General features: G+C 33.2%; 21 protein-coding genes. 12 read left to right on the top strand and 9 right to left on the bottom strand.

Features of this window, described 5'->3' with window-relative positions; all coding sequences use genetic code 11:
- Positions 1 to 114: 114 nt before the first annotated feature.
- Together H4V97_RS00875 and H4V97_RS00880 are read right to left on the bottom strand one after the other, a co-directional pair.
- The gene (locus H4V97_RS00875; protein WP_209548684.1) at positions 115 to 1,215 is read right to left on the bottom strand and encodes a BT_3928 family protein; all 1,101 of its coding nucleotides are present in this window, start codon (positions 1,213 to 1,215) and stop codon (positions 115 to 117) included.
- Positions 1,216 to 1,219: 4 nt separating this feature from the next.
- Positions 1,220 to 1,768: a DUF1599 domain-containing protein gene (locus H4V97_RS00880; protein WP_209548685.1), complete on the bottom strand. Its 549-nt coding sequence runs from the start codon at positions 1,766 to 1,768 to the stop codon at positions 1,220 to 1,222.
- Between the two features lie 210 nt (positions 1,769 to 1,978).
- Between H4V97_RS00880 and folP the strand changes: the two genes are divergently transcribed.
- Both folP and H4V97_RS00890 read left to right on the top strand, forming a co-directional pair.
- On the top strand, positions 1,979 to 2,803 hold the full coding sequence (gene folP / locus H4V97_RS00885) for a dihydropteroate synthase (protein ID WP_209548686.1): 825 nt from the start codon (positions 1,979 to 1,981) through the stop codon (positions 2,801 to 2,803).
- Positions 2,804 to 2,805: 2 nt separating this feature from the next.
- On the top strand, positions 2,806 to 3,441 hold the full coding sequence (locus tag H4V97_RS00890; RefSeq protein ID WP_196849629.1) for a hypothetical protein: 636 nt from the start codon (positions 2,806 to 2,808) through the stop codon (positions 3,439 to 3,441).
- Positions 3,442 to 3,548: 107 nt separating this feature from the next.
- Here H4V97_RS00890 and H4V97_RS00895 read toward each other — a convergent pair whose 3' ends face one another.
- From H4V97_RS00895 to H4V97_RS00910, 4 genes are all read right to left on the bottom strand, one after another.
- Positions 3,549 to 4,019 carry a CHRD domain-containing protein gene (locus H4V97_RS00895; RefSeq protein ID WP_196849628.1) on the bottom strand — a complete coding sequence of 157 codons (471 nt, stop codon included), beginning with the start codon at positions 4,017 to 4,019 and terminating at the stop codon, positions 3,549 to 3,551.
- Between the two features lie 296 nt (positions 4,020 to 4,315).
- Positions 4,316 to 4,789, bottom strand: coding sequence for a 23S rRNA (pseudouridine(1915)-N(3))-methyltransferase RlmH (rlmH, locus tag H4V97_RS00900; RefSeq protein ID WP_196849627.1), 474 nt, complete (start codon positions 4,787 to 4,789; stop codon positions 4,316 to 4,318).
- A gap of 183 nt (positions 4,790 to 4,972) precedes the next feature.
- Complete coding sequence (locus H4V97_RS00905) at positions 4,973 to 5,479, bottom strand: CIA30 family protein (RefSeq protein ID WP_231385415.1); 507 nt, start codon at positions 5,477 to 5,479, stop codon at positions 4,973 to 4,975.
- Between the two features lie 17 nt (positions 5,480 to 5,496).
- Positions 5,497 to 5,958: a hypothetical protein gene (locus H4V97_RS00910; protein ID WP_196849626.1), complete on the bottom strand. Its 462-nt coding sequence runs from the start codon at positions 5,956 to 5,958 to the stop codon at positions 5,497 to 5,499.
- 276 nt (positions 5,959 to 6,234) lie between these two features.
- On the opposite strand from H4V97_RS00910, the gene nadC reads away from it, so the two are divergent.
- The 4 genes from nadC (at position 6,235) to priA (ending at position 11,078) form a co-directional block, all read left to right on the top strand.
- A complete protein-coding gene (nadC, locus tag H4V97_RS00915) occupies positions 6,235 to 7,092 on the top strand; it encodes a carboxylating nicotinate-nucleotide diphosphorylase (RefSeq protein WP_196849625.1) in 858 nt (285 codons plus the stop codon).
- Between the two features lie 3 nt (positions 7,093 to 7,095).
- Positions 7,096 to 8,007, top strand: coding sequence for a YihY/virulence factor BrkB family protein (locus H4V97_RS00920; protein WP_196849624.1), 912 nt, complete (start codon positions 7,096 to 7,098; stop codon positions 8,005 to 8,007).
- A gap of 96 nt (positions 8,008 to 8,103) precedes the next feature.
- Positions 8,104 to 8,538 carry a DUF2147 domain-containing protein gene (locus tag H4V97_RS00925; RefSeq protein WP_196849623.1) on the top strand — a complete coding sequence of 145 codons (435 nt, stop codon included), beginning with the start codon at positions 8,104 to 8,106 and terminating at the stop codon, positions 8,536 to 8,538.
- 89 nt (positions 8,539 to 8,627) lie between these two features.
- Positions 8,628 to 11,078, top strand: a complete 2,451-nt coding sequence (gene priA, locus H4V97_RS00930) for a primosomal protein N' (protein WP_196849622.1) — start codon at positions 8,628 to 8,630, stop codon at positions 11,076 to 11,078.
- 10 nt (positions 11,079 to 11,088) lie between these two features.
- Here priA and H4V97_RS00935 read toward each other — a convergent pair whose 3' ends face one another.
- Positions 11,089 to 11,784, bottom strand: a complete 696-nt coding sequence (locus tag H4V97_RS00935) for a LytR/AlgR family response regulator transcription factor (RefSeq protein WP_196849621.1) — start codon at positions 11,782 to 11,784, stop codon at positions 11,089 to 11,091.
- A 164-nt stretch (positions 11,785 to 11,948) separates the two neighbouring features.
- Here H4V97_RS00935 and rpsF point away from each other — a divergent pair, with 164 nt between their 5' ends.
- The 6 genes from rpsF to H4V97_RS00965 all read left to right on the top strand — a co-directional run bounded on the left by rpsF (position 11,949) and on the right by H4V97_RS00965 (position 16,550).
- Complete coding sequence (gene rpsF, locus H4V97_RS00940) at positions 11,949 to 12,290, top strand: 30S ribosomal protein S6 (protein WP_196849620.1); 342 nt, start codon at positions 11,949 to 11,951, stop codon at positions 12,288 to 12,290.
- 2 nt (positions 12,291 to 12,292) lie between these two features.
- On the top strand, positions 12,293 to 12,589 hold the full coding sequence (rpsR, locus tag H4V97_RS00945; protein WP_073206367.1) for a 30S ribosomal protein S18: 297 nt from the start codon (positions 12,293 to 12,295) through the stop codon (positions 12,587 to 12,589).
- A 63-nt stretch (positions 12,590 to 12,652) separates the two neighbouring features.
- Positions 12,653 to 13,096, top strand: a complete 444-nt coding sequence (gene rplI / locus H4V97_RS00950; RefSeq protein ID WP_196849619.1) for a 50S ribosomal protein L9 — start codon at positions 12,653 to 12,655, stop codon at positions 13,094 to 13,096.
- Between the two features lie 160 nt (positions 13,097 to 13,256).
- Positions 13,257 to 13,730 (top strand): DUF6495 family protein, encoded by a 474-nt coding sequence (locus tag H4V97_RS00955; protein ID WP_196849618.1) that lies wholly within the window; start codon positions 13,257 to 13,259, stop codon positions 13,728 to 13,730.
- Positions 13,731 to 13,805: 75 nt separating this feature from the next.
- Positions 13,806 to 15,806 carry an NAD-dependent DNA ligase LigA gene (gene ligA, locus H4V97_RS00960; protein ID WP_196849617.1) on the top strand — a complete coding sequence of 667 codons (2,001 nt, stop codon included), beginning with the start codon at positions 13,806 to 13,808 and terminating at the stop codon, positions 15,804 to 15,806.
- 336 nt (positions 15,807 to 16,142) lie between these two features.
- Positions 16,143 to 16,550 carry a hypothetical protein gene (locus tag H4V97_RS00965; RefSeq protein ID WP_209548687.1) on the top strand — a complete coding sequence of 136 codons (408 nt, stop codon included), beginning with the start codon at positions 16,143 to 16,145 and terminating at the stop codon, positions 16,548 to 16,550.
- A 54-nt stretch (positions 16,551 to 16,604) separates the two neighbouring features.
- Here the strand turns inward: H4V97_RS00965 and H4V97_RS00970 are convergent, their stop codons facing one another.
- Both H4V97_RS00970 and H4V97_RS00975 read right to left on the bottom strand, forming a co-directional pair.
- A complete protein-coding gene (locus H4V97_RS00970; RefSeq protein ID WP_196849615.1) occupies positions 16,605 to 17,516 on the bottom strand; it encodes a bifunctional metallophosphatase/5'-nucleotidase in 912 nt (303 codons plus the stop codon).
- 179 nt (positions 17,517 to 17,695) lie between these two features.
- Positions 17,696 to 18,505, bottom strand: coding sequence for a 5'-nucleotidase C-terminal domain-containing protein (locus H4V97_RS00975; RefSeq protein ID WP_196849614.1), 810 nt, complete (start codon positions 18,503 to 18,505; stop codon positions 17,696 to 17,698).
- Positions 18,506 to 18,522: the final 17 nt, after the last annotated feature.

Raw genomic sequence — 18,522 nt, forward strand, 5'->3', positions numbered from 1 at the left:
CCACTGAAGCAATAAGCTGTAGCGGATAATTACTTTAATTTTATTTTTGGAGGCAATAAAAAAAAGTTTAAGGTTTAAAGAGATGGGAGCTTTAAACTTTAAACTGAAATAATTTTACAATTTCAAGTCTTGAATATCGTTATAATGTACTTTTTGCAAAATCGTTCCGTGATTCAAAATCACAATGCTTGGATTAGCTCTTTCAATTGTTTTCAAAGGGATAGCATCACAAAAATAAAAATCAAAAGTATATCCGAATTGTTTGTTTGTTTTAGCAATATCTTCTGGAGTTGAAGCCGTCATACCAATTACTTTATACCCTTTTGCTTTAGCATCTAAATTCAGCTTTTCTAGTTTCAATAAACCCGCTTTGTCCGCATGAATTAAATCATAGGCGACGATCATGACCACTTTTGGTTCTTGTAAAAATTCATCTTTATAATCAGAACCGTCTTTTGCCATAGCAAAATCATGAATTGGAGGAACGTAACCTTCTGTAATTACCTTGTCTTTTCTATCTACAAAAGTCGCTCCAGCCGGAATATTCATTAAATCCTTCTCTGTAAATTCCTTGTCAACGCCGTTTACTTTATAGATAAAAACCATTTCTACTACACTTTTTGGCGCACCATCCGGAATTCTCATTCCTTTTTGGATATTGTTTCCAACTTTAAAAGGTCGAAAATCAATAAATGGCAAATGGTTTAAAACCCAATACCCCATAAAGGCACAGGCAGCAATGCTTGCAAACGCTAGGATGTTTTGCGTGGTATTTCCAAATAAAGGTTTGACTAATTTTTTGTTATAAAACAAGATAAGGATGAAAAACAACAAAACCACATCTTTAGTGAAGGATTGCCATGGGGTAAGATGTAAGGCATCACCAAAACAACCACAATCTTTTACGACATCAAAATAAGCCGAATAAAAAGTTAAGAATGTGAAAAATACAATCAGTAATAACAAACTCCAAATCGTGAATTTAGATTTGTAACCAATGAGCAACATAACACCCAAAACCACTTCAACGGTCACTAAAAATAAGGCTAGGGCCAATGCGAACGGCTCCAAAAAAGACATATTGAAAACAGGTTCACTAAAATATTCTGCCAGTTTATAAGAGAACCCAAGCGGATCATTTAATTTTATTAATCCCGAAATAATGAATAAGATTCCAACGAAAATTCTTGAAAATTGAGTAATTATATTTTTCATATTTTTATTTTTGATTACCAAAACCCATTAAAATTAAAGCAAAAACGGCATAATTTATCATATCTTGATAATTAGCGTCAATTCCTTCGGAAACTAATGTTTTTCCCTTATTATCTTCAATTTGTTTAACACGAAGTAGTTTTTGCAAAATAAGATCAGTAAGTGAACTGACACGCATTTCGCGCCAAGCTTCCCCATAATCATGATTTTTATCCAGCATTAAATCTTTGGTTAGTTTTATTTTTGCATCGTACAATTCGGTTGCTTTCGCAACATCTAAATCAGGTTGATCCACAACACCTAATTCTAATTGAATTAGAGCCATTATCGAATAATTGATAATGCCGATGAATTCTCCTGCTTCATCTTCATCAATTTTACGAACTTCATTTTCTTGTAAGCTTCTGATTCTCTGTGCTTTTATGTAAATTTGATCCGTCAATGAAGGCAATCTCAAAATACGCCATGCACATCCATAATCTTTCATTTTGTTGATAAATAATGTGCGACAGATCGCAATCACAGAATCATATTCCTTTGACGTATTCTTCATTATTGGTGTATATTTGTCTAAAATTTCCTCAAAAATAAGGATAAATTTTGATTGAAGAATGTAGATTAACGATTTTTGATTGCAGAAGTTTTTAAACTGAATACTAGGAGAGAATATCGAATGTTAATTAATGTTCCGAAGCGTCGGGGTTGAATACAGAAGTTTTTGAAACTCGAGACTGCGACTGAAAACTGAAAACTTAAAAAAATAATGACTATTAATTGCAAAGCACAACTCATTGACTTATCAACTCCCAAAGTAATGGGAATTTTGAACGTTACACCCAACTCTTTTTTTGATGGTGGAAAATATAAAAATGAAAACGAAATACTTTCTCAAGTCGAAATAATGATAACCGAAGGTGCTAGCTTCATTGATATTGGTGCCTATTCCAGTAAACCTAATGCAGAGTTTGTATCAGAAGAAGAGGAGATTTCAAGATTAATTCCTTCGATTGATTTGATTCTAAAACATTTTCCTGAAACGATTCTTTCGATAGATACTTTTAGAAGCGAAGTGGCCAAAGCCAGTATCGAAAGTGGCGCGGGCATCATCAATGATATTTCGGCAGGACATTTAGATGATAAAATGTTGGCGGTAATTGGTAAATATAATGTTCCTTACATTATGATGCACATGAGAGGAACACCGCAAACCATGCAAGCCTTAACGGATTATGATGATATTGTAGAAGAAATGTTGCTTTATTTTTCGGAACGAATTGCAAAAGCCAGAAGTTTTGGAATCAATGATTTAATAATCGATCCCGGTTTTGGCTTTGCCAAAACGATGGATCAAAATTACGAAGTTTTTGAAAAAATAGAATTGTTTAATATGCTTGAGTTGCCGCTTCTGGTTGGAATTTCAAGAAAATCAATGATTTATAAAACATTAAATACTAGTATTGAAGAAGCCTTAAACGGAACCACAATATTAAATACCATAGCATTAACAAAGGGTGCAAAAATTCTTCGTGTTCACGATGTAAAAGAAGCAATTCAGTGTGTAACTTTATATAATAAAATCAATTCATAAATATGAAATACTTTAGCCTGATTGTTCTTTTTATAGTTGTTTCTTGCGGAAACAAAGAAGATATTCTATTGCCGAAATCGAATACAACTATTGTCAAAAATGTCGAAGATCATTCGCCAATCTATATTTTTTTTAGAACAAAAGAAAAAGATACTTTGGCCGAAGTAAACCGTAAAAATGAAATTATTTCTACCAATTGGATTTTTAATATCGACAAACGTTTGCCATTGCGATTAGTGATTCCGGAAGTGATGAAATTACAGGAAAAAAAACGCGCTGAAAAAGCACACAAAAATGAAAAGGCCGAAAATTATTATTCCTATGCGGACACCATTGGCAAAAACTTAGCTTTTATCCTATTTACAAAAGTGTTTTACAAATTGGAAAAACCTTTTTCAGGGAATCCTACTGTTTACTTTTATAAAGACAAAATCAAAGTGAATGATGTTTTGGTGCTTAAAAAAGAATTACAAAATTATTTGAACAATATGTTTGTTGAGAATGATGTAAAAATTATTTTGTGTTTTGATAAGAACGACAGCTACGGATCTTATCTTCAGAATAAAATTTTTATTAGAAATTTGGTACATACCAAGAAAGGAATCCGATTTGATGAAAATAAAGAATTTTTCTACTAACTAGAAGATTCTTGTTTAGAAAAAGGAATATTTACAAAAAAAAAATCTTACTTCCTTTTATAAAGAGAGTAAGACTTTTTTATACGATTAAAGATAATAAATTATTCTTAGTAGCCTCCGCCAGTACTTCCACCTGTTGTAGCGCCCTTAAGCAGTTGACCTCGTATTTCTCCACCGCTAAATGTAGAACTATGTATATTAACATAATACATGTCTGCCTTAAGATCTGCTTCCTGTGCTGTAGTTAAGGCGATACTTGTGTAGTTGATAGGTGAGGTTAAACTAGTAAAAGGAAATACTACTGAACCGTTAGTTCCAGCCGCTCCCATGTGTATATGCCCAGCTGCTGCCGCTGCAAGAGTATGAGTAACTGTAATTGTAAATATCTTTGTCGTATTATTAAAAGAAAGCGTGGCTGTTCCACTTGCAGTTGAATTGTTTGCAGGAACCTCGTTTGCGCCATTTAATGTAGCAGTAAAAGTAGTTATGCTTGGACCTGAGTTTGAATTGTTGTCACTACAAGAAGTGATAACCAATACAAAAAATGAAAGTGCGAATAATCTAATTAAATTTTTCATAGGATATAAAAATAAAGATTAAAAAAATGAAAGAGCATTGTTCATAATTTTTTTTTAACTATTTGTAATACATAGTCTTAAAAATTTACTATCCTTGTAAATTTAGGAATTTTCTTTTAAAAGGCAACTTATTTTTCAATACTTTTTTTAAAACAAGGTTTGATATTTTTAAGGAAGGCAATATTTTAAATTTTGCCTGCTGCAAAGCACCAACTCTTGCAAAAGGAATAAATTATCTTTTTTTGAAAAAGATTTGAGATAGGGAAGTTATATTGAAGACAAAGTATTTCTAAAATCTATTGATGATGATACGGTTCATTCCTCAAAATTGTAAATCCACGATACAATTGTTCAATAAAAAACAAACGCACCATTTGGTGTGAAAAGGTCATAAGTGATAGAGAAATTTTGCCGTTTGCTTTGGCATATAATGTTTCCGAGAATCCGTAAGGACCACCAATTACAAAAACCAAAGTTTTAACGCCTGAGTTCATTTTCTTTTGCAATTCTTCAGAAAAGCCGACGCTGGAATAGTTTTTACCGTTTTCGTCCAACAAAATAAGTTGGTCTGTAGGAGTGATTTTTGATAAAATTAATTCGCCTTCCTTCTCTTTCTGCTGACTTTCAGATAAGTTTTTTACGTTTTTTATATCAGGAATAATATCCAGATCAAACTTGATATAAAAAGACAAACGTTTGGTATAATCGTCGATTAATGTTTGTAAAGCTTTGTTATCGGTTTTACCAATGGCAACCAGTTTGATGTTCATTTTCTAGTGTTTCAAAAACGTAAAGATAGAAAATTTCAGAAGTTTAACGCGATTGGCTTTAAACGGAATGGCACTGGACTTATTCAAGTTTAAAAAATATTTTCAATTTTCAGTTGAATTCTGGTCGATTTATTTGTTAAGTAATGAAGTTTTCGTAACACTAAAATGGATAAAAAACAGGAATTATTTTACTTCAATGGTTTCTATAATCAGTTCAAAAGTTTCGCGTTTTTTATTCCCAATCAAAAATGCAATTTCTTCTAAATTTGAACCATCATAATTCGGAATTTCTAATTTACGACCTCTAAAAGCAGGATATAACGACATAATAGGAATGTCAATGGTTTGCCAGTCTCCTGAAGTTTTAAAGTGATAGACATACGAATGGGAATCATCTCGATGGGTCTTGACTCTAAATTGGTATTCTTTACCGTCTCCTTTAAGACGGATAGAAATGTGCTTACTTTGTTCTAAAGCAATTGCAGCAAAAGCAAATTTAACAGCACAAAACCCACCATTATTTTCTAATGACACCTCACCTTCAAATACGCCATTTCCTTCGGCATTCAGATATAATTTACTTTGTGATTTTCCTCCCATCACAGCATCATTGACAACTTTCCAGTGACTTAGATCACTTTTGGAACTAAATTCAAAAATCAATAACGGATTCATTAGCGTTTTTTTCAAAAATAAATTTAAAATTTCTATTTCGGCAATGGTGCGCCGACAGCAATATCGCATCTATGGTTGGTTTGACCGTGTGGTGGATTCATTCCCTCTGGTGTAGGAGTTGCTTCAGCTGGAGTAGCTGCAGTAGTTATGGTTGTGGCAGGCGCTGGAGCGTTTTGATTCGGCTTTGTAACCGCTGGAGCGTTCAATGGCGCTCCAACTGCAATGTCGCAGCGGTGTCCAGGTTGTCCGTGTGCCGGATTCATTCCTTTCGCAACAGTACTGATAGTTGATGGAGCAACAGTATTTGTCGTTACTGGATCAATAGTGGCGGGTTGTTGCTGGTTGCTAGTCTGAGATTGATTCTTCATTTGTCTTCCAACTTCAGTAAAAGGAACTACATTTGTGGTAGTTGTGTCGTTTTGTTGTTCTGCTTCATTTTTGCAAGAAGTCGTTAGTATAGTTAATGCAAAAAGTAGATTGATAAAATTTTTCATAATAAAGGATTTAAATTACTACACTCAAATATAAGACTTTAAATAGTAAACACCTAACTATTGCAATTGATTTTGGGGCATCAATCTTATTCGCAAAATCATTTAGTAAAGGAAACTATGGGAATTCTTTTTTGCAAACTGTTTCAAAATTTACTAATGTAGTTATTTATGAAGAGTAGAATCAGTGCTTCTTTTTTTTTCAAAAGAACCCCACCTACAAATTTTCAAATCCACAAAATATATTCTACTTTAGCATACTATTAAATTTCCTATAAAATGATTAGCGAAGCACAGTTCGAAAACGAGTTACAATTAATAATAAAAAACGCCATTCGCGAAGATGTTGGTCCGGGAGATTACAGTTCTTTGGCCTGTATTCCTGCAACTGCAAGCGGAAAAGCAAAGTTGCTTGTAAAAGAAGATGGTATTATTGCCGGTGTGGCTTTCGCCAAAATGGTTTTTGCGTACGTCGATCCAAATTTGGAAATCGAAATTTTTATAAAAGATGGAACGCCAGTTAAAAAAGGTGATATTATTTTGCATGTTTCGGGAAGTTCACAATCCATTTTAAAAGCCGAAAGAGTAGTTTTGAATTCGATGCAAAGAATGTCAGCCATTGCAACCAAAACCAAAGAATACGTTCAGTTATTGGAAGGAACCCATACTAAAATTCTCGATACACGCAAAACAACTCCGGGATTCCGTGCATGTGAAAAATGGGCAGTGAAAATTGGCGGAGGCGAAAACCACCGTTTTGCTTTGTATGATATGGTAATGCTCAAGGACAATCACAACGATTTTGCGGGTGGAATTACTTTGGCCATAGCCAAAACTAAAGCCTATCTCAAAGAAAATAATTTGGATTTAAAAATAATTGTCGAAGCCAGAAACCTAGACGAAATAAAAGAAATCCTGAAAAGCGAAGGTATTTTTAGAATCCTGATAGACAATTTCAATTATGAAGATACAAAAAAGGCAGTAGCCTTAATTGGCACCAAATGCTTAACGGAATCCTCAGGGAATATCAATGAAAAAACGATTCGTCATTATGCGGAATGTGGTGTTAATTATATTTCATCAGGTGCTTTGACGCATTCCGTTTACAATATGGACTTAAGTCTAAAAGCGATTTAAATTATGTCCGAAGAAATAGAAATAAAACTCGAAAAAGTTCCGGTAATCAGGAATTTAGTTCATGTACTGAAACGGATAAAGCTGTCTTGGCTACAAGGAATGTCTTTATATGACTTATTAGAATTGTACGGATTGGGAATTCTGGAAAGCGCTTTGACTTATCATGCAAGCGCTATTGCCTTTAGTTTTTTTATGGCATTATTTCCTTTTGCACTATTTATACTAAATCTTATTCCATACATTCCTATTGAAGGTTTTCAAAGTGATTTTCTTCAATTTGTAAGACAAGGAGTCCCACCTAATACGTATGATGCCATTTATAAAATCATTAATGATATTCTCCATAACAGTCATTCCGGATTGCTTTCATCAGGATTTATTCTGTCTATTTTCCTTATGGCAAATGGATTGAATGGAATTCTTGGAGGTTTTGAATCCTCCCGCCACGTACTCATCAAAAGGGGATTTATTCATCAATACATAGTCGCATTAGGCATGTCGTTATTGTTGTCATTGCTTTTAATCGTAACTATTTCAACGATAGTAGTTTTCGAGGTATTTATTCAAAAAACAGTTTTTAGCGATGTCAATCAACTGATTGTTTTGGGGAGATATGCATTCGTAATTCTGATGATATTAGCGACCACCTCCATACTTTTTAAGTTTGGCACAACACATGATAAAAACAGGGCATTTATCTCGATAGGTTCAGTATTCACAACTATCTTGATTCTTTTGGATTCCTACGGTTTTGGGATTTGGGTGATACGATTCTCAAAATATAATGAATTATATGGGTCGATTGGTACATTATTAATTCTAATGTTTTACATTTGGATCAACTGTATGATATTACTTCTGGGATTTGAATTAAACGCTACAGTAAATAAATTAAAAATTAAAAAAGAAGGTTAAATTTAAGGAGCTAATTCCTGCTATTCGTTACAATCTTTTCCTTTAAAAAAAGGAAAAGGATTTTCACTGCTATCAGGGCTAAAAAAAAACAAAATTATGAAAAACAACATTTTAATTATTGCAGCATTATTTTTTACAACTATTTTTTATAGTCAAAATCAAACCGTTGTTGGAAAATGGAAAACTATTGACGACGAAACCGGTAAAGCAAAATCAATTGTAGAAATTTATGAGAAATCGGGAAAAATCTACGGGAAAGTAATTGAGATTTTAGATGTGGCTCATAAGAATAACGTATGTCAAGATTGTGCCGGAGAGGATAAAAATAAACCAATTCTTGGGTTGGTCATTATAAAAGGATTAAAAAAAGATGGGGATGAATATACTAATGGAAAAATATTAGACCCTAAAAACGGAAAAATGTATAAATGTTTAATGACATTAGAATCAAAAGATAAACTGAAAGTACGTGGTTTTATTGGATTTTCATTATTTGGAAGAACACAATATTGGTCTAGAGTTAAAAACTAGGTCCTATTGTTTCAGGTTTCAAGTTTCAAGTTTTGTAACTGGAATAAGAGACTTAAAACCTGAAACTTTAAACTATTTAAATTAAAAGAATGTATTTCGTCGAAGTAATTTTACCGCTTTCCCTTGCCAAAACCTTTACTTATAGCATCTCAGAAGCCGAATTCCATTATATAAAAAAAGGAATGCGCGTGGCAGTTCCATTTGGTAAAAGTAAAATCTACACGGCTTTAGTTATCGAAATTCACCAAAACAAACCTGAATTATACGAAGCTAAAGAAATTCACCAAATCCTTGACGAAAAACCCATTGTAACAGAAATCCAAATCTTACATTGGCAATGGATTGCTTCGTACTATATGTGTGCCATCGGTGACGTTTATCGCGGTGCAATGCCTAGCGCACTTTTGCTGGAAAGCGAAACCGTAATTTCTCAAAAACAAGATTTATTTGTAGATGAAAGCCTGCTTTCGGATGATGAATATCTAATTTATCAGGCTTTACAACAACAAAGTTCACTCAAAGTCCAAGACATCATTTCAATTTTAAACAAGAAAAATATCTTTCCAGTCATTCAAAAATTGATTGACAAAAATATATTGGTGCTTGAGGAAGAAATGCTGGAAACCTATAAACCAAAATTAGTTCGCTACGTACGGTTGCATTCTAAATATGATTCAAATGCCGGTTTAAGTCAATTACTTGAGACACTCAAAAGTGCCAATAAACAAAAGGAAATTGTCTTGAATTATTTTCAACTTAGCGCTGTGGAAAAGAAGCCAATAACGGTAAAAAAACTGGTAGAGGCAGCTAATTCTTCGGCAGCTATTGTAAAAGCATTGATTGAAAAAGAAATATTTGAGGACTATTTTATACAGGAAGACCGCGTCAATTTTACAGGAAAAACCAGAGAAGGTCAATTGCAGTTAAGTCCTGCACAACAAATCGCTTTTGATGAAATCAAAGAAAGTTTTATTCAAAAAGAAGTTTGCCTTTTACATGGCGTAACATCCAGTGGTAAAACGGAAATTTATATCAAACTCATCGAAGAATATATCGATTCAGGAAAGCAAGTACTGTATTTACTTCCTGAAATTGCTTTGACGACTCAATTAGTGGGAAGGTTAAGGACTTATTTTGGCAATAAAGTAGCGGTTTTTCATTCGAAATATAATAATAACGAGCGCGTGGAAGTTTGGAATCAAGTTTTAGAAAATTCCGAAAAAGCGCAAGTGGTAATAGGAGCGAGGTCGGCCTTATTTTTGCCATTTCATAATTTGGGATTCATAATTGTAGATGAAGAACACGAGCAAACGTTCAAGCAAGTAGATCCTGCACCTCGTTATCATGCACGCGATGCAGCCATAGTTTTGGCACATTCACATCAAGCAAAAGTGTTATTGGGTTCTGCAACACCTAGCTTAGAAACCTATTTCAATGCTAAGTCTGGAAAATTTGGATTAGTCGAAATCTCGGAGCGATTTGGAAACGTCATGATGCCAAATATCGAATTGGTAGATTTAAAAGACAAATATTTTCGCAAGAAAATGACCGGGCATTTCAGCGATACTTTAATTGACGAAATCACAACAGCTTTGTCCTTAGGGGAACAAGTGATTTTGTTTCAAAACAGGAGAGGTTATTCTCCCATCATCGAATGCATGACTTGTGGTCATGTGCCCCATTGTCAGCAATGTGATGTGAGTTTGACGTACCATAAGCATAAAGATCAATTGCGTTGTCATTATTGCGGATATTCCATGGCAAAACCAACGCATTGTCATTCTTGTTCCAGTGTTGATTTGGCTACAAAAGGTTTTGGAACTGAACAAATCGAACAAGAACTAATTGCTATTTTTCCAACTGCAAAAACGGGAAGGATGGATCAGGATACAACAAGAGGGAAATTTGGTTTTGAGAAAATAATCGATAGTTTCAAGAATAGAGAAATTGATATTCTTGTGGGAACGCAAATGCTTGCCAAAGGATTAGATTTTGATAATGTAACTTTGGTAGGGATTATGAATGCGGATAATATGCTGTATCATCCAGATTTCAGAGCTTTTGAAAGAAGTTTCCAAATGATGACGCAAGTGGCCGGTCGTGCAGGACGCTCAGAAAAACAAGGAAAAGTGATTATCCAAACCTATAATCCAAATCACAATACCATTCAGCAGGTAACCACTACAGATTATGTAGGAATGTTTAAGGAACAGTTGTATGACAGACAGATTTATAAATACCCTCCATATTTTAGAATTGTTAAACTAACGCTTAAACAACGTGATTTTGATAAGTTAAAGGAAGGATCTATGTGGTTGTATCAAGTGATGAGCCAAAACCTAAATATGCCTGTTTTAGGACCTGAAGAACCAGCAATCAGTAGGATCAGGAATGAATTTATACGGACGATAATTATTAAAATTCCGCAGGAAATTTCTATTTTAAACACAAAAAAAACTATTCAAAAGATTCTGAATAGTTTTGAAGCCGTGCCTCAATATAGAGCTGTGAAGGTTACGTTAAACGTTGATTTTTATTAAAAGTAGTTTTTTATGCAAATGATAGCGCTTTAACTAAATCTTCTTTTTTGTTTCTGCTTAAAGGGATTTTAGTGACTCCAATTTCGGCAAATTTGCTGTTAAAACGTTCTACTTTGTCGATATTGATAATATATGATTTATGAACACGTATGAATTTTTCTTTAGATAAATCATTTTCAAAGGATTTCATTGTAGAAAGTACTAAATTACTATCTTCTTCAGTAACTACTCTTACATAGTCACCAAAAGCTTCTATCCATTTAATTTTAGAAGTAAAAATTTTCAATTTTTTTAGATTACTTTTAATAAAAATATGTTCTCCTTCTTCTTCCTTGTTTTCTTTTTTAAGTAAATATTGATCCATTGCTCTTCTAACCGAGGCGTTGAATCGATCGATTGCAATTGGTTTTTGCAAATAATCAGTCGCATCATAATCAAATGCTTTCATCGCATATTCTGCCTTAGAAGTAATGAAAATTATTTGCGGTTTTATTTTTAAACCATCTAAAAAATCAAAACCACTTATAACTGGCATTTCAATATCCAGAAATATTAAATCTACGTTGTGTACCGACATGCAACTCCTAGCTTCGATTGCATTCGAAAAATCCCCAATTAAATGTAAGTTTGTATGGTTATTTACTAACTTTGCGATAATCATTCTTTGAATGGAACTATCATCAACTACTACGCAATTAAGTTTCATAATTTTTTATTTTAGATTTGGATTAGTAAATTTAACATTAAATTATTAAAAAAACTAATATGAAACGTTTTTTTTCGCCGTTTGACGATTAAAGTAAAATAAGGCTTGTTTATCTAAAACAAATGGTTACTTTTGCACCCAAATTAACAAATAAATATATATTTATGAATCATTATGAAACTGTTTTCATTTTAAATCCCGTTTTATCTGAAGTTCAGGTAAAGGAAACAGTAAGCAAATTTGAAGATTTTCTTACTAGTAGAGGAGCAGAAATGGTATCGAAAGAAGATTGGGGCCTTAAAAAAATGGCTTACGAAATTCAAAACAAAAAATCTGGTTTTTACCATTTATTCGAATTCAAAGTAGCTGGAGAAGTTCTAATTGCTTTTGAAACTGAATTTAGACGTGACGAAAGAATCATGCGTTTCTTAACTGTAAGTTTAGATAAACACGCGATTTCTTGGGCTGAGAGAAGAAGAACTAAATTAAAAGCAACAAAAGCGTAATCATGGCTACACTACAACAATCGGCTTCAGGAAAAAAAGACGGAGATATCAGATATCTTACGCCTTTGAACATAGAAACAAACAAACAAAAAAAGTATTGTCGTTTCAAAAAATCAGGTATCAAATATATTGATTATAAAGATGCTGATTTCTTATTGAAATTCGTGAATGAACAAGGGAAAATACTTCCTCGTCGTTTAACAGGAACTTCATTAAAGTACCAAAGAAAAGTGTCAGTTGCTGTTAAGAGAGCACGTCACATAGCATTAATGCCATATGTGGCTGATTTACTAAAATAATATTTAACGCAGTTGTTGGTTTTCTGAAAATGAAACCTAACTTCTATAACAAAGGACAACAACATGGAACTTATTTTAAGACAAGACGTTCAAAATTTAGGATTTAAAGATGATGTAGTATCTGTGAAAAACGGTTACGGTCGTAACTTTTTAATCCCACAAGGTCACGCACATTTAGCAACTTCTTCTGCAAAGAAAGTGTTAGCTGAAAACCTAAAACAAAGAGCTCACAAAGAAGAAAAAGTAGTAAACGATGCAAAAGCATTGGCTGAAGCTTTGAAAGCTATTGAAATTAAAATTTTCGCAAAAGCAGGTGGAGAAAAATTATTCGGTTCAATCACGAATATTGATATCGCTGAAGCTTTAGCAAAAGGCGGTCAAGTAATTGACAGAAAATTCATTACTAGTGGAATCGTTAAACGTACAGGAAAATATACTGCTAACGTTAGATTACACAGAGATGTAATAGTTGAATTGCCTTATGAAATTGTTGCTGAAAAAGCATAATTTCTAAGTTTATATAACTGAATCCCGATGTAAGTCGGGATTTTTTTTGTTTAATCTGAACTTGGTTCAGATTCTTTAATTTATAAATAAAGAGCGTCGTAAATAATTAAGATGCTGACACGAGCGTAGCGAATTGACGCAGTAACTAAATTCAGCTTAAATGAAATACTCAAGACTAACAAAAGAACAATTTGAAGAACTGAATCAAGAATTCAGTACGTTCCTTGCGACTCAAGCAATTGATAAAGCCGAATGGGATAAAATAAAAACGGAACAACCTGAGGTTGCCGAACAAGAACTTGACGTTTTTTCTGATTTGATTTGGGAAGGTGTTCTTGCCAAAGCAGAATATTTAGAACATTTTTCGAAAAACCATATTTTTCTGTTTCAAAGTTTTGATACTCATGTTCAGTCAATCGTTTTAAAATCGTTGGTTCCTGAAGTTGATTTTTTAACTAGAGAAGGGTTACAATGGCTTAGCGATAACATGTTTACCGAAACTATTGAAATGAAAACCGGTAAAAAGGAATTTACTGAAGAACGCAACAAGTCGATCTTTGCCTTGATACAACAAGGAGCTTTTTTAAGTGACGGACAATTATACAAACAAATAAACACAATTATAGAGTCATAATTCTATTGTTTTTATTTTAAATTGGTTATTTTAGTGCCTTATTTTAAGCACTAAAATAGCCAATTTTTATTTTCTATGGATATTCAAAATACGATTCAAACGTTAAGAGAGGAATTAAATCAGCACAACTATAATTACTATGTGTTAGACAAACCGACCATTTCTGATTTTGAATTTGATTTGAAGTTAAAGCAACTTCAGGATTTAGAAAATAATAACCCAGAATACTTCGATGAAAATTCGCCCACGCAAAGAGTTGGCGGAACAATTACAAAAAACTTTCAAACCGTTGCTCATGAACATCGAATGTATTCTTTGGACAATTCCTATTCCAAAGAAGAATTGATGGATTGGGAAAAACGTATTCAAAAAGTTTTGGGAGATGTTCCTTTAGAATATACCTGCGAATTAAAGTACGATGGTGCATCCATAAGTATTACCTACGAAAATGGAAAACTGAAACGTGCTGTGACTCGCGGTGACGGTTTTCAAGGTGACGATGTGACTAATAATATCAAAACCATTAAATCAATTCCATTACAGATAAAAGGAGATTTTCCTACTACATTTGATGTACGCGGCGAAATCATTTTACCTTTTGCCGGATTTGAAAAAATGAATCAGGAATTAATCGAAATTGGAGAAGCACCGTATTCGAATCCTAGAAATACGGCTTCCGGTAGTTTGAAATTGCAAGACAGTGCCGAGGTGGCAAAAAGACCGTTAGATTGTTTGTTGTATTTTATAATTGGAAATAAATTACCTTTTAATTCTCAATTTGATGGATTAGAAACAGCCAGACAATGGGGATTCAAAGCACCGAAAGAAGCTAAGTTAGCCCATAATTTGCATGAAGTTTTTGAATTTATTGATTATTGGGATACTCACAGACACAAGATGCCATACGAAACCGATGGAGTGGTGGTCAAAGTAAATTCTTTTCATTATCAGGATGAATTAGGTTTTACGGCTAAATCTCCTCGTTGGGCAATCGCTTATAAATTTAAGTCGGAACAGGTTTCAACAAAATTAAATTCAATTTCATACCAAGTTGGAAGAACGGGTGCGATTACGCCCGTAGCAAATTTAGAACCGGTACAATTAGCCGGAACTATTGTAAAACGCGCTTCATTGCATAATGCCGATCAAATAGAAAAATTAGATATTCGTGTTGGTGATACCGTTTTTGTTGAAAAAGGAGGGGAGATTATTCCTAAAATTATTGCAGTTGATTTAACGAAACGTCCTGAAAATTTAGAAGCTACAAAATACATCACTCATTGCCCGGAATGTCATACGGAATTAGTTAGAAATGAAGGGGAAGCCAATCATTATTGCCCTAATTTTTATGGCTGTCCGCCACAAATTGTTGGAAGAATACAGCATTTTATTTCGCGTAAAGCAATGGACATTGAAGGACTTGGCGGCGAAACGGTAACGTTACTGTTCAATAATGGTTTGGTTCATAATTATGCCGATTTATATCAATTGACTGTGGAGCAAATTCTACCTTTGGAAAGAATGGCTCAAAAATCAGCAGAGAATCTTGTGAATGGGGTTCAGATTTCTAAAAATATACCTTTTGAGAGAGTGCTGTTTGCCCTTGGAATCCGATTTGTAGGTGAAACTGTCGCTAAGAAATTAGCTAAACATTATAAAAGTATTGATGCATTGAGTCAGGCGACTTTGATGGACTTAGTTTTAGTGGACGAAATTGGGGACAGGATTGCTAAAAGCGTCATCGAATTTTTCGAAAATCAGGAAAATAGAACTATTGTTGACCGTTTAAAAAGTTACGGAGTTCAATTTGAAGTAATCGAAAAAATAAATCCTAATGCAACCGATAAATTTGCCGGTAAAACCTTCGTCGTATCCGGTGTTTTTGAGAAATTTTCCAGAGATGATTTGAAAAAATCAATTGAAGATAATGGGGGTAAAGTAGGAAGCTCAATATCCGCAAAAACTGATTATGTTGTTGCTGGGGATAGTATGGGACCTGCAAAATTAGAAAAAGCGAACAAACTGAACATACCGATAATTTCTGAGGATGATTTTATAAATCTAGTTAATAACTAAAAGCGAATGCAGTCACTGATTAAAAAAAATATTTTTTTGCAGGAAAATACAATCGTAGGTTTGTTCTTCTCTTTTGCAATTATTGAAATCTTAGCAGAATTATTTTCATTCAAGGTAATTTTATTTGCGTTTAGACCTTTTATTGCCGTTGTGTTGCTCTATCTATATTGGATTACTTCTAATGTGCGGAGTTTACTTTTTTTTGTGACCGTATTTTTTTTATTACTGACTAGTATTTTTATTCTTTCGACATCAATGCTATTTTTAATATTGGGATTGACAGGCATTTTGATTCACCGAATTTTGCTTATTTTTTATATTTTAAAATTAAATAAGGTGAAAGATTTTATGCCCATAGTAATTGCAATTATTCCTTTTATTCTTATTTTTTCCTATCTGCTTTCTATTTCTGATGAGATTCCGGAAAACAGTTATTATCCTTTGGTAGCTCAAAATATTTTGGTGTCTATTCTTGGTGGGGTTATCTTGTCTAATTACTTCATGAATCAAACTAGAAATACACCCTGGTTATTTATTTTTGGGCTATTGTCAACCGCTATGTATTTTACTGTATTTATTGAAAAATGTTTTTTATTTAATTTGCCTCCCACTTTCTTTACCCCATTAGGAATGATTTTATATGTTTCCAGCTATTACGCTTTTTATAAATTTGTCATCGATACTGAAAGAATGGATGTAGATTTACAAGAATACAACTATCAAAATAATTCTTTGATTGATTAGAATGTAATTTGAGGAAAAATATTTTTGTTGGTAAAACAAATCCAATTAAAAAAATTAAACAATAATTGAAGTTCCTTGTGATGCTTTTTCTTTATTATTATCCAAATAGAAATCAATTCTCCCTAAATTAATTCCATAACAGCCGACTTGATTAACTAAAACATCTTTGCCAACACTGTTTTTCATCACAGTTGGTTTATCAAGAAAGGTATGGGTATGACCACCAATTATTAAGTCAATATCTTGAGTAATTTGAGCCAATTTTAAATCGCAAATTTTATTGGGTTCGTCTTTATAATTGTACCCTAAGTGCGACAAGCAAATCACTAAATCGCATTTGTTTTCTTTTTTCAAGATGCGAACCATATCTTGTGTAGTCTCAACAGGATCGTTATAAACCGTTTCTTTGTACATTGCTTTGTCAACCAAGCCATTTAATTCCACTCCAAGTCCAAAAACACCAACTTTGATTCCGTTTTTATTAAAAATTTTATAGGGTTTTACTAGACCATTCATCACAGTATTTTTAAAATCGTAATTTGCTGATATAAACTCAAAGGTCGCGTGAGGCATTTGGGCGTACAATCCTTCAACTCCATTATCAAAATCATGATTCCCAATCGCAGAAGCATCATATTTCATCATGCTCATCAATTTGAATTCTAATTCCCCTCCATAATAGTTAAAATAAGGAGTTCCCTGAAAAATATCGCCAGCATCAAGTAATAAAACATTTGGATTTTCTTTTCGGATGGTTTCAATCAATGCTGCTCTTCGCGCGACACCACCCATATTAGCATTTTTTGGATGATTTGCAGGAAATGGATCAATATAACTGTGAACATCATTAGTATGCAAAATCGTGAGATGCTTCGTTCTCGCAGATTCGAAGCTGCTCAACGACAAACCCAAACTTAATAGAGCTGTACTTGCAGCCGTTTTTTCTATAAAATCTCTTCTTTTCATTTTTTATTTTTTTAGAGCTATTTCCCGTCTCGTCCTAAAGACGAGATTGCAATCTTTTTATTTTTGAAAAAAAATAATAAGGATTTCCACTTCAAATGTAATTCACTGAACTCCTATAAGAATAAAAATCAAGTGAAGTAATCGGGGCTAGGGCATTATTTATTTACTAGGATTTATATTTATTCAACAGTAATTCTAACATCATTTATCACCGGAATTGTATCTACTTCTTTGAAATAATCAATCAAAATATTTCGAAGTTTGTAATCTAAGTCAAATTTTTGAACTCCTTTTTTAAAGAAATTCATATTGTCACCCCCATTCGCTAAATAATCGTTGGTACCCACATAATAGATAGTCTCTTTTTCAACAGGCTTTCCTCGGACTATTATATTCTTGGCCTTATTGTTTTTGTCGATTGTAAAAGTAATTCCAGAAAGTGGATGTGGTTTTTTTTCGGCGATAAAATAGTCAACTAATTCAAAAACCTGTTCTCCTTTCAAAGCAATAACGACCATAGTGTTTTCAAAAGGCATGATTTCAAATGCTGTTCTGCTGGTTACATTCCCTTTAGGAATAATGGAACGAATACCACCATGGTTGAGTAAACAAATATCGATATTCTTTTTTTCTCTGGCATTAAAAACCAGATTTCCCCGCTTCAAGCTGACATCCGCTAATAGATTTCCAATAGTTGTCTGCCATTTACCAGAACTTTTGTCCAATGTTACAGGACAGTAGGCAAGCACACTGTCCAAATCTTTATTAATATGTTCGCGATAGGGTTTAATGAAGTTTTCAATTTGCTTTGCCTGCTCGCCCTGTGGGCTCTGGTCAGGAACTTCGTTTTCCTTTGCAGTGATTGGAATTCGTTTGCCTTCTATTTTAGAAACATGATAATTTTGTTTGCTACAGGAAACAATAAAAAGAAATGTTAAGAATATAACAAAAAGTTTTAAAACGTCGTTATACTTTTTTAGATTTACCATTTTAAATGCGACTTAAT

Source organism: Flavobacterium sp. CG_23.5, assembly GCF_017875765.1.
Taxonomy (GTDB): Bacteria; Bacteroidota; Bacteroidia; order Flavobacteriales; family Flavobacteriaceae; genus Flavobacterium.

Bases quoted from the DNA above. Each gene is read 5' to 3' on its own strand.
- H4V97_RS00875 (WP_209548684.1), bottom strand. From the start codon at position 1,215: ATGAAAAATATAATTACTCAATTTTCAAGAATTTTCGTTGGAATCTTA.
- H4V97_RS00880 (WP_209548685.1), bottom strand. From the start codon at position 1,768: ATGAAGAATACGTCAAAGGAATATGATTCTGTGATTGCGATCTGTCGC.
- folP (WP_209548686.1), top strand. From the start codon at position 1,979: ATGACTATTAATTGCAAAGCACAACTCATTGACTTATCAACTCCCAAA.
- H4V97_RS00890 (WP_196849629.1), top strand. From the start codon at position 2,806: ATGAAATACTTTAGCCTGATTGTTCTTTTTATAGTTGTTTCTTGCGGA.
- H4V97_RS00895 (WP_196849628.1), bottom strand. From the start codon at position 4,019: ATGAAAAATTTAATTAGATTATTCGCACTTTCATTTTTTGTATTGGTT.
- rlmH (WP_196849627.1), bottom strand. From the start codon at position 4,789: ATGAACATCAAACTGGTTGCCATTGGTAAAACCGATAACAAAGCTTTA.
- H4V97_RS00910 (WP_196849626.1), bottom strand. From the start codon at position 5,958: ATGAAAAATTTTATCAATCTACTTTTTGCATTAACTATACTAACGACT.
- nadC (WP_196849625.1), top strand. From the start codon at position 6,235: ATGATTAGCGAAGCACAGTTCGAAAACGAGTTACAATTAATAATAAAA.
- H4V97_RS00920 (WP_196849624.1), top strand. From the start codon at position 7,096: ATGTCCGAAGAAATAGAAATAAAACTCGAAAAAGTTCCGGTAATCAGG.
- H4V97_RS00925 (WP_196849623.1), top strand. From the start codon at position 8,104: ATGAAAAACAACATTTTAATTATTGCAGCATTATTTTTTACAACTATT.
- priA (WP_196849622.1), top strand. From the start codon at position 8,628: ATGTATTTCGTCGAAGTAATTTTACCGCTTTCCCTTGCCAAAACCTTT.
- H4V97_RS00935 (WP_196849621.1), bottom strand. From the start codon at position 11,784: ATGAAACTTAATTGCGTAGTAGTTGATGATAGTTCCATTCAAAGAATG.
- rpsF (WP_196849620.1), top strand. From the start codon at position 11,949: ATGAATCATTATGAAACTGTTTTCATTTTAAATCCCGTTTTATCTGAA.
- rpsR (WP_073206367.1), top strand. From the start codon at position 12,293: ATGGCTACACTACAACAATCGGCTTCAGGAAAAAAAGACGGAGATATC.
- rplI (WP_196849619.1), top strand. From the start codon at position 12,653: ATGGAACTTATTTTAAGACAAGACGTTCAAAATTTAGGATTTAAAGAT.
- H4V97_RS00955 (WP_196849618.1), top strand. From the start codon at position 13,257: ATGAAATACTCAAGACTAACAAAAGAACAATTTGAAGAACTGAATCAA.
- ligA (WP_196849617.1), top strand. From the start codon at position 13,806: ATGGATATTCAAAATACGATTCAAACGTTAAGAGAGGAATTAAATCAG.
- H4V97_RS00970 (WP_196849615.1), bottom strand. From the start codon at position 17,516: ATGAAAAGAAGAGATTTTATAGAAAAAACGGCTGCAAGTACAGCTCTA.
- H4V97_RS00975 (WP_196849614.1), bottom strand. From the start codon at position 18,505: ATGGTAAATCTAAAAAAGTATAACGACGTTTTAAAACTTTTTGTTATA.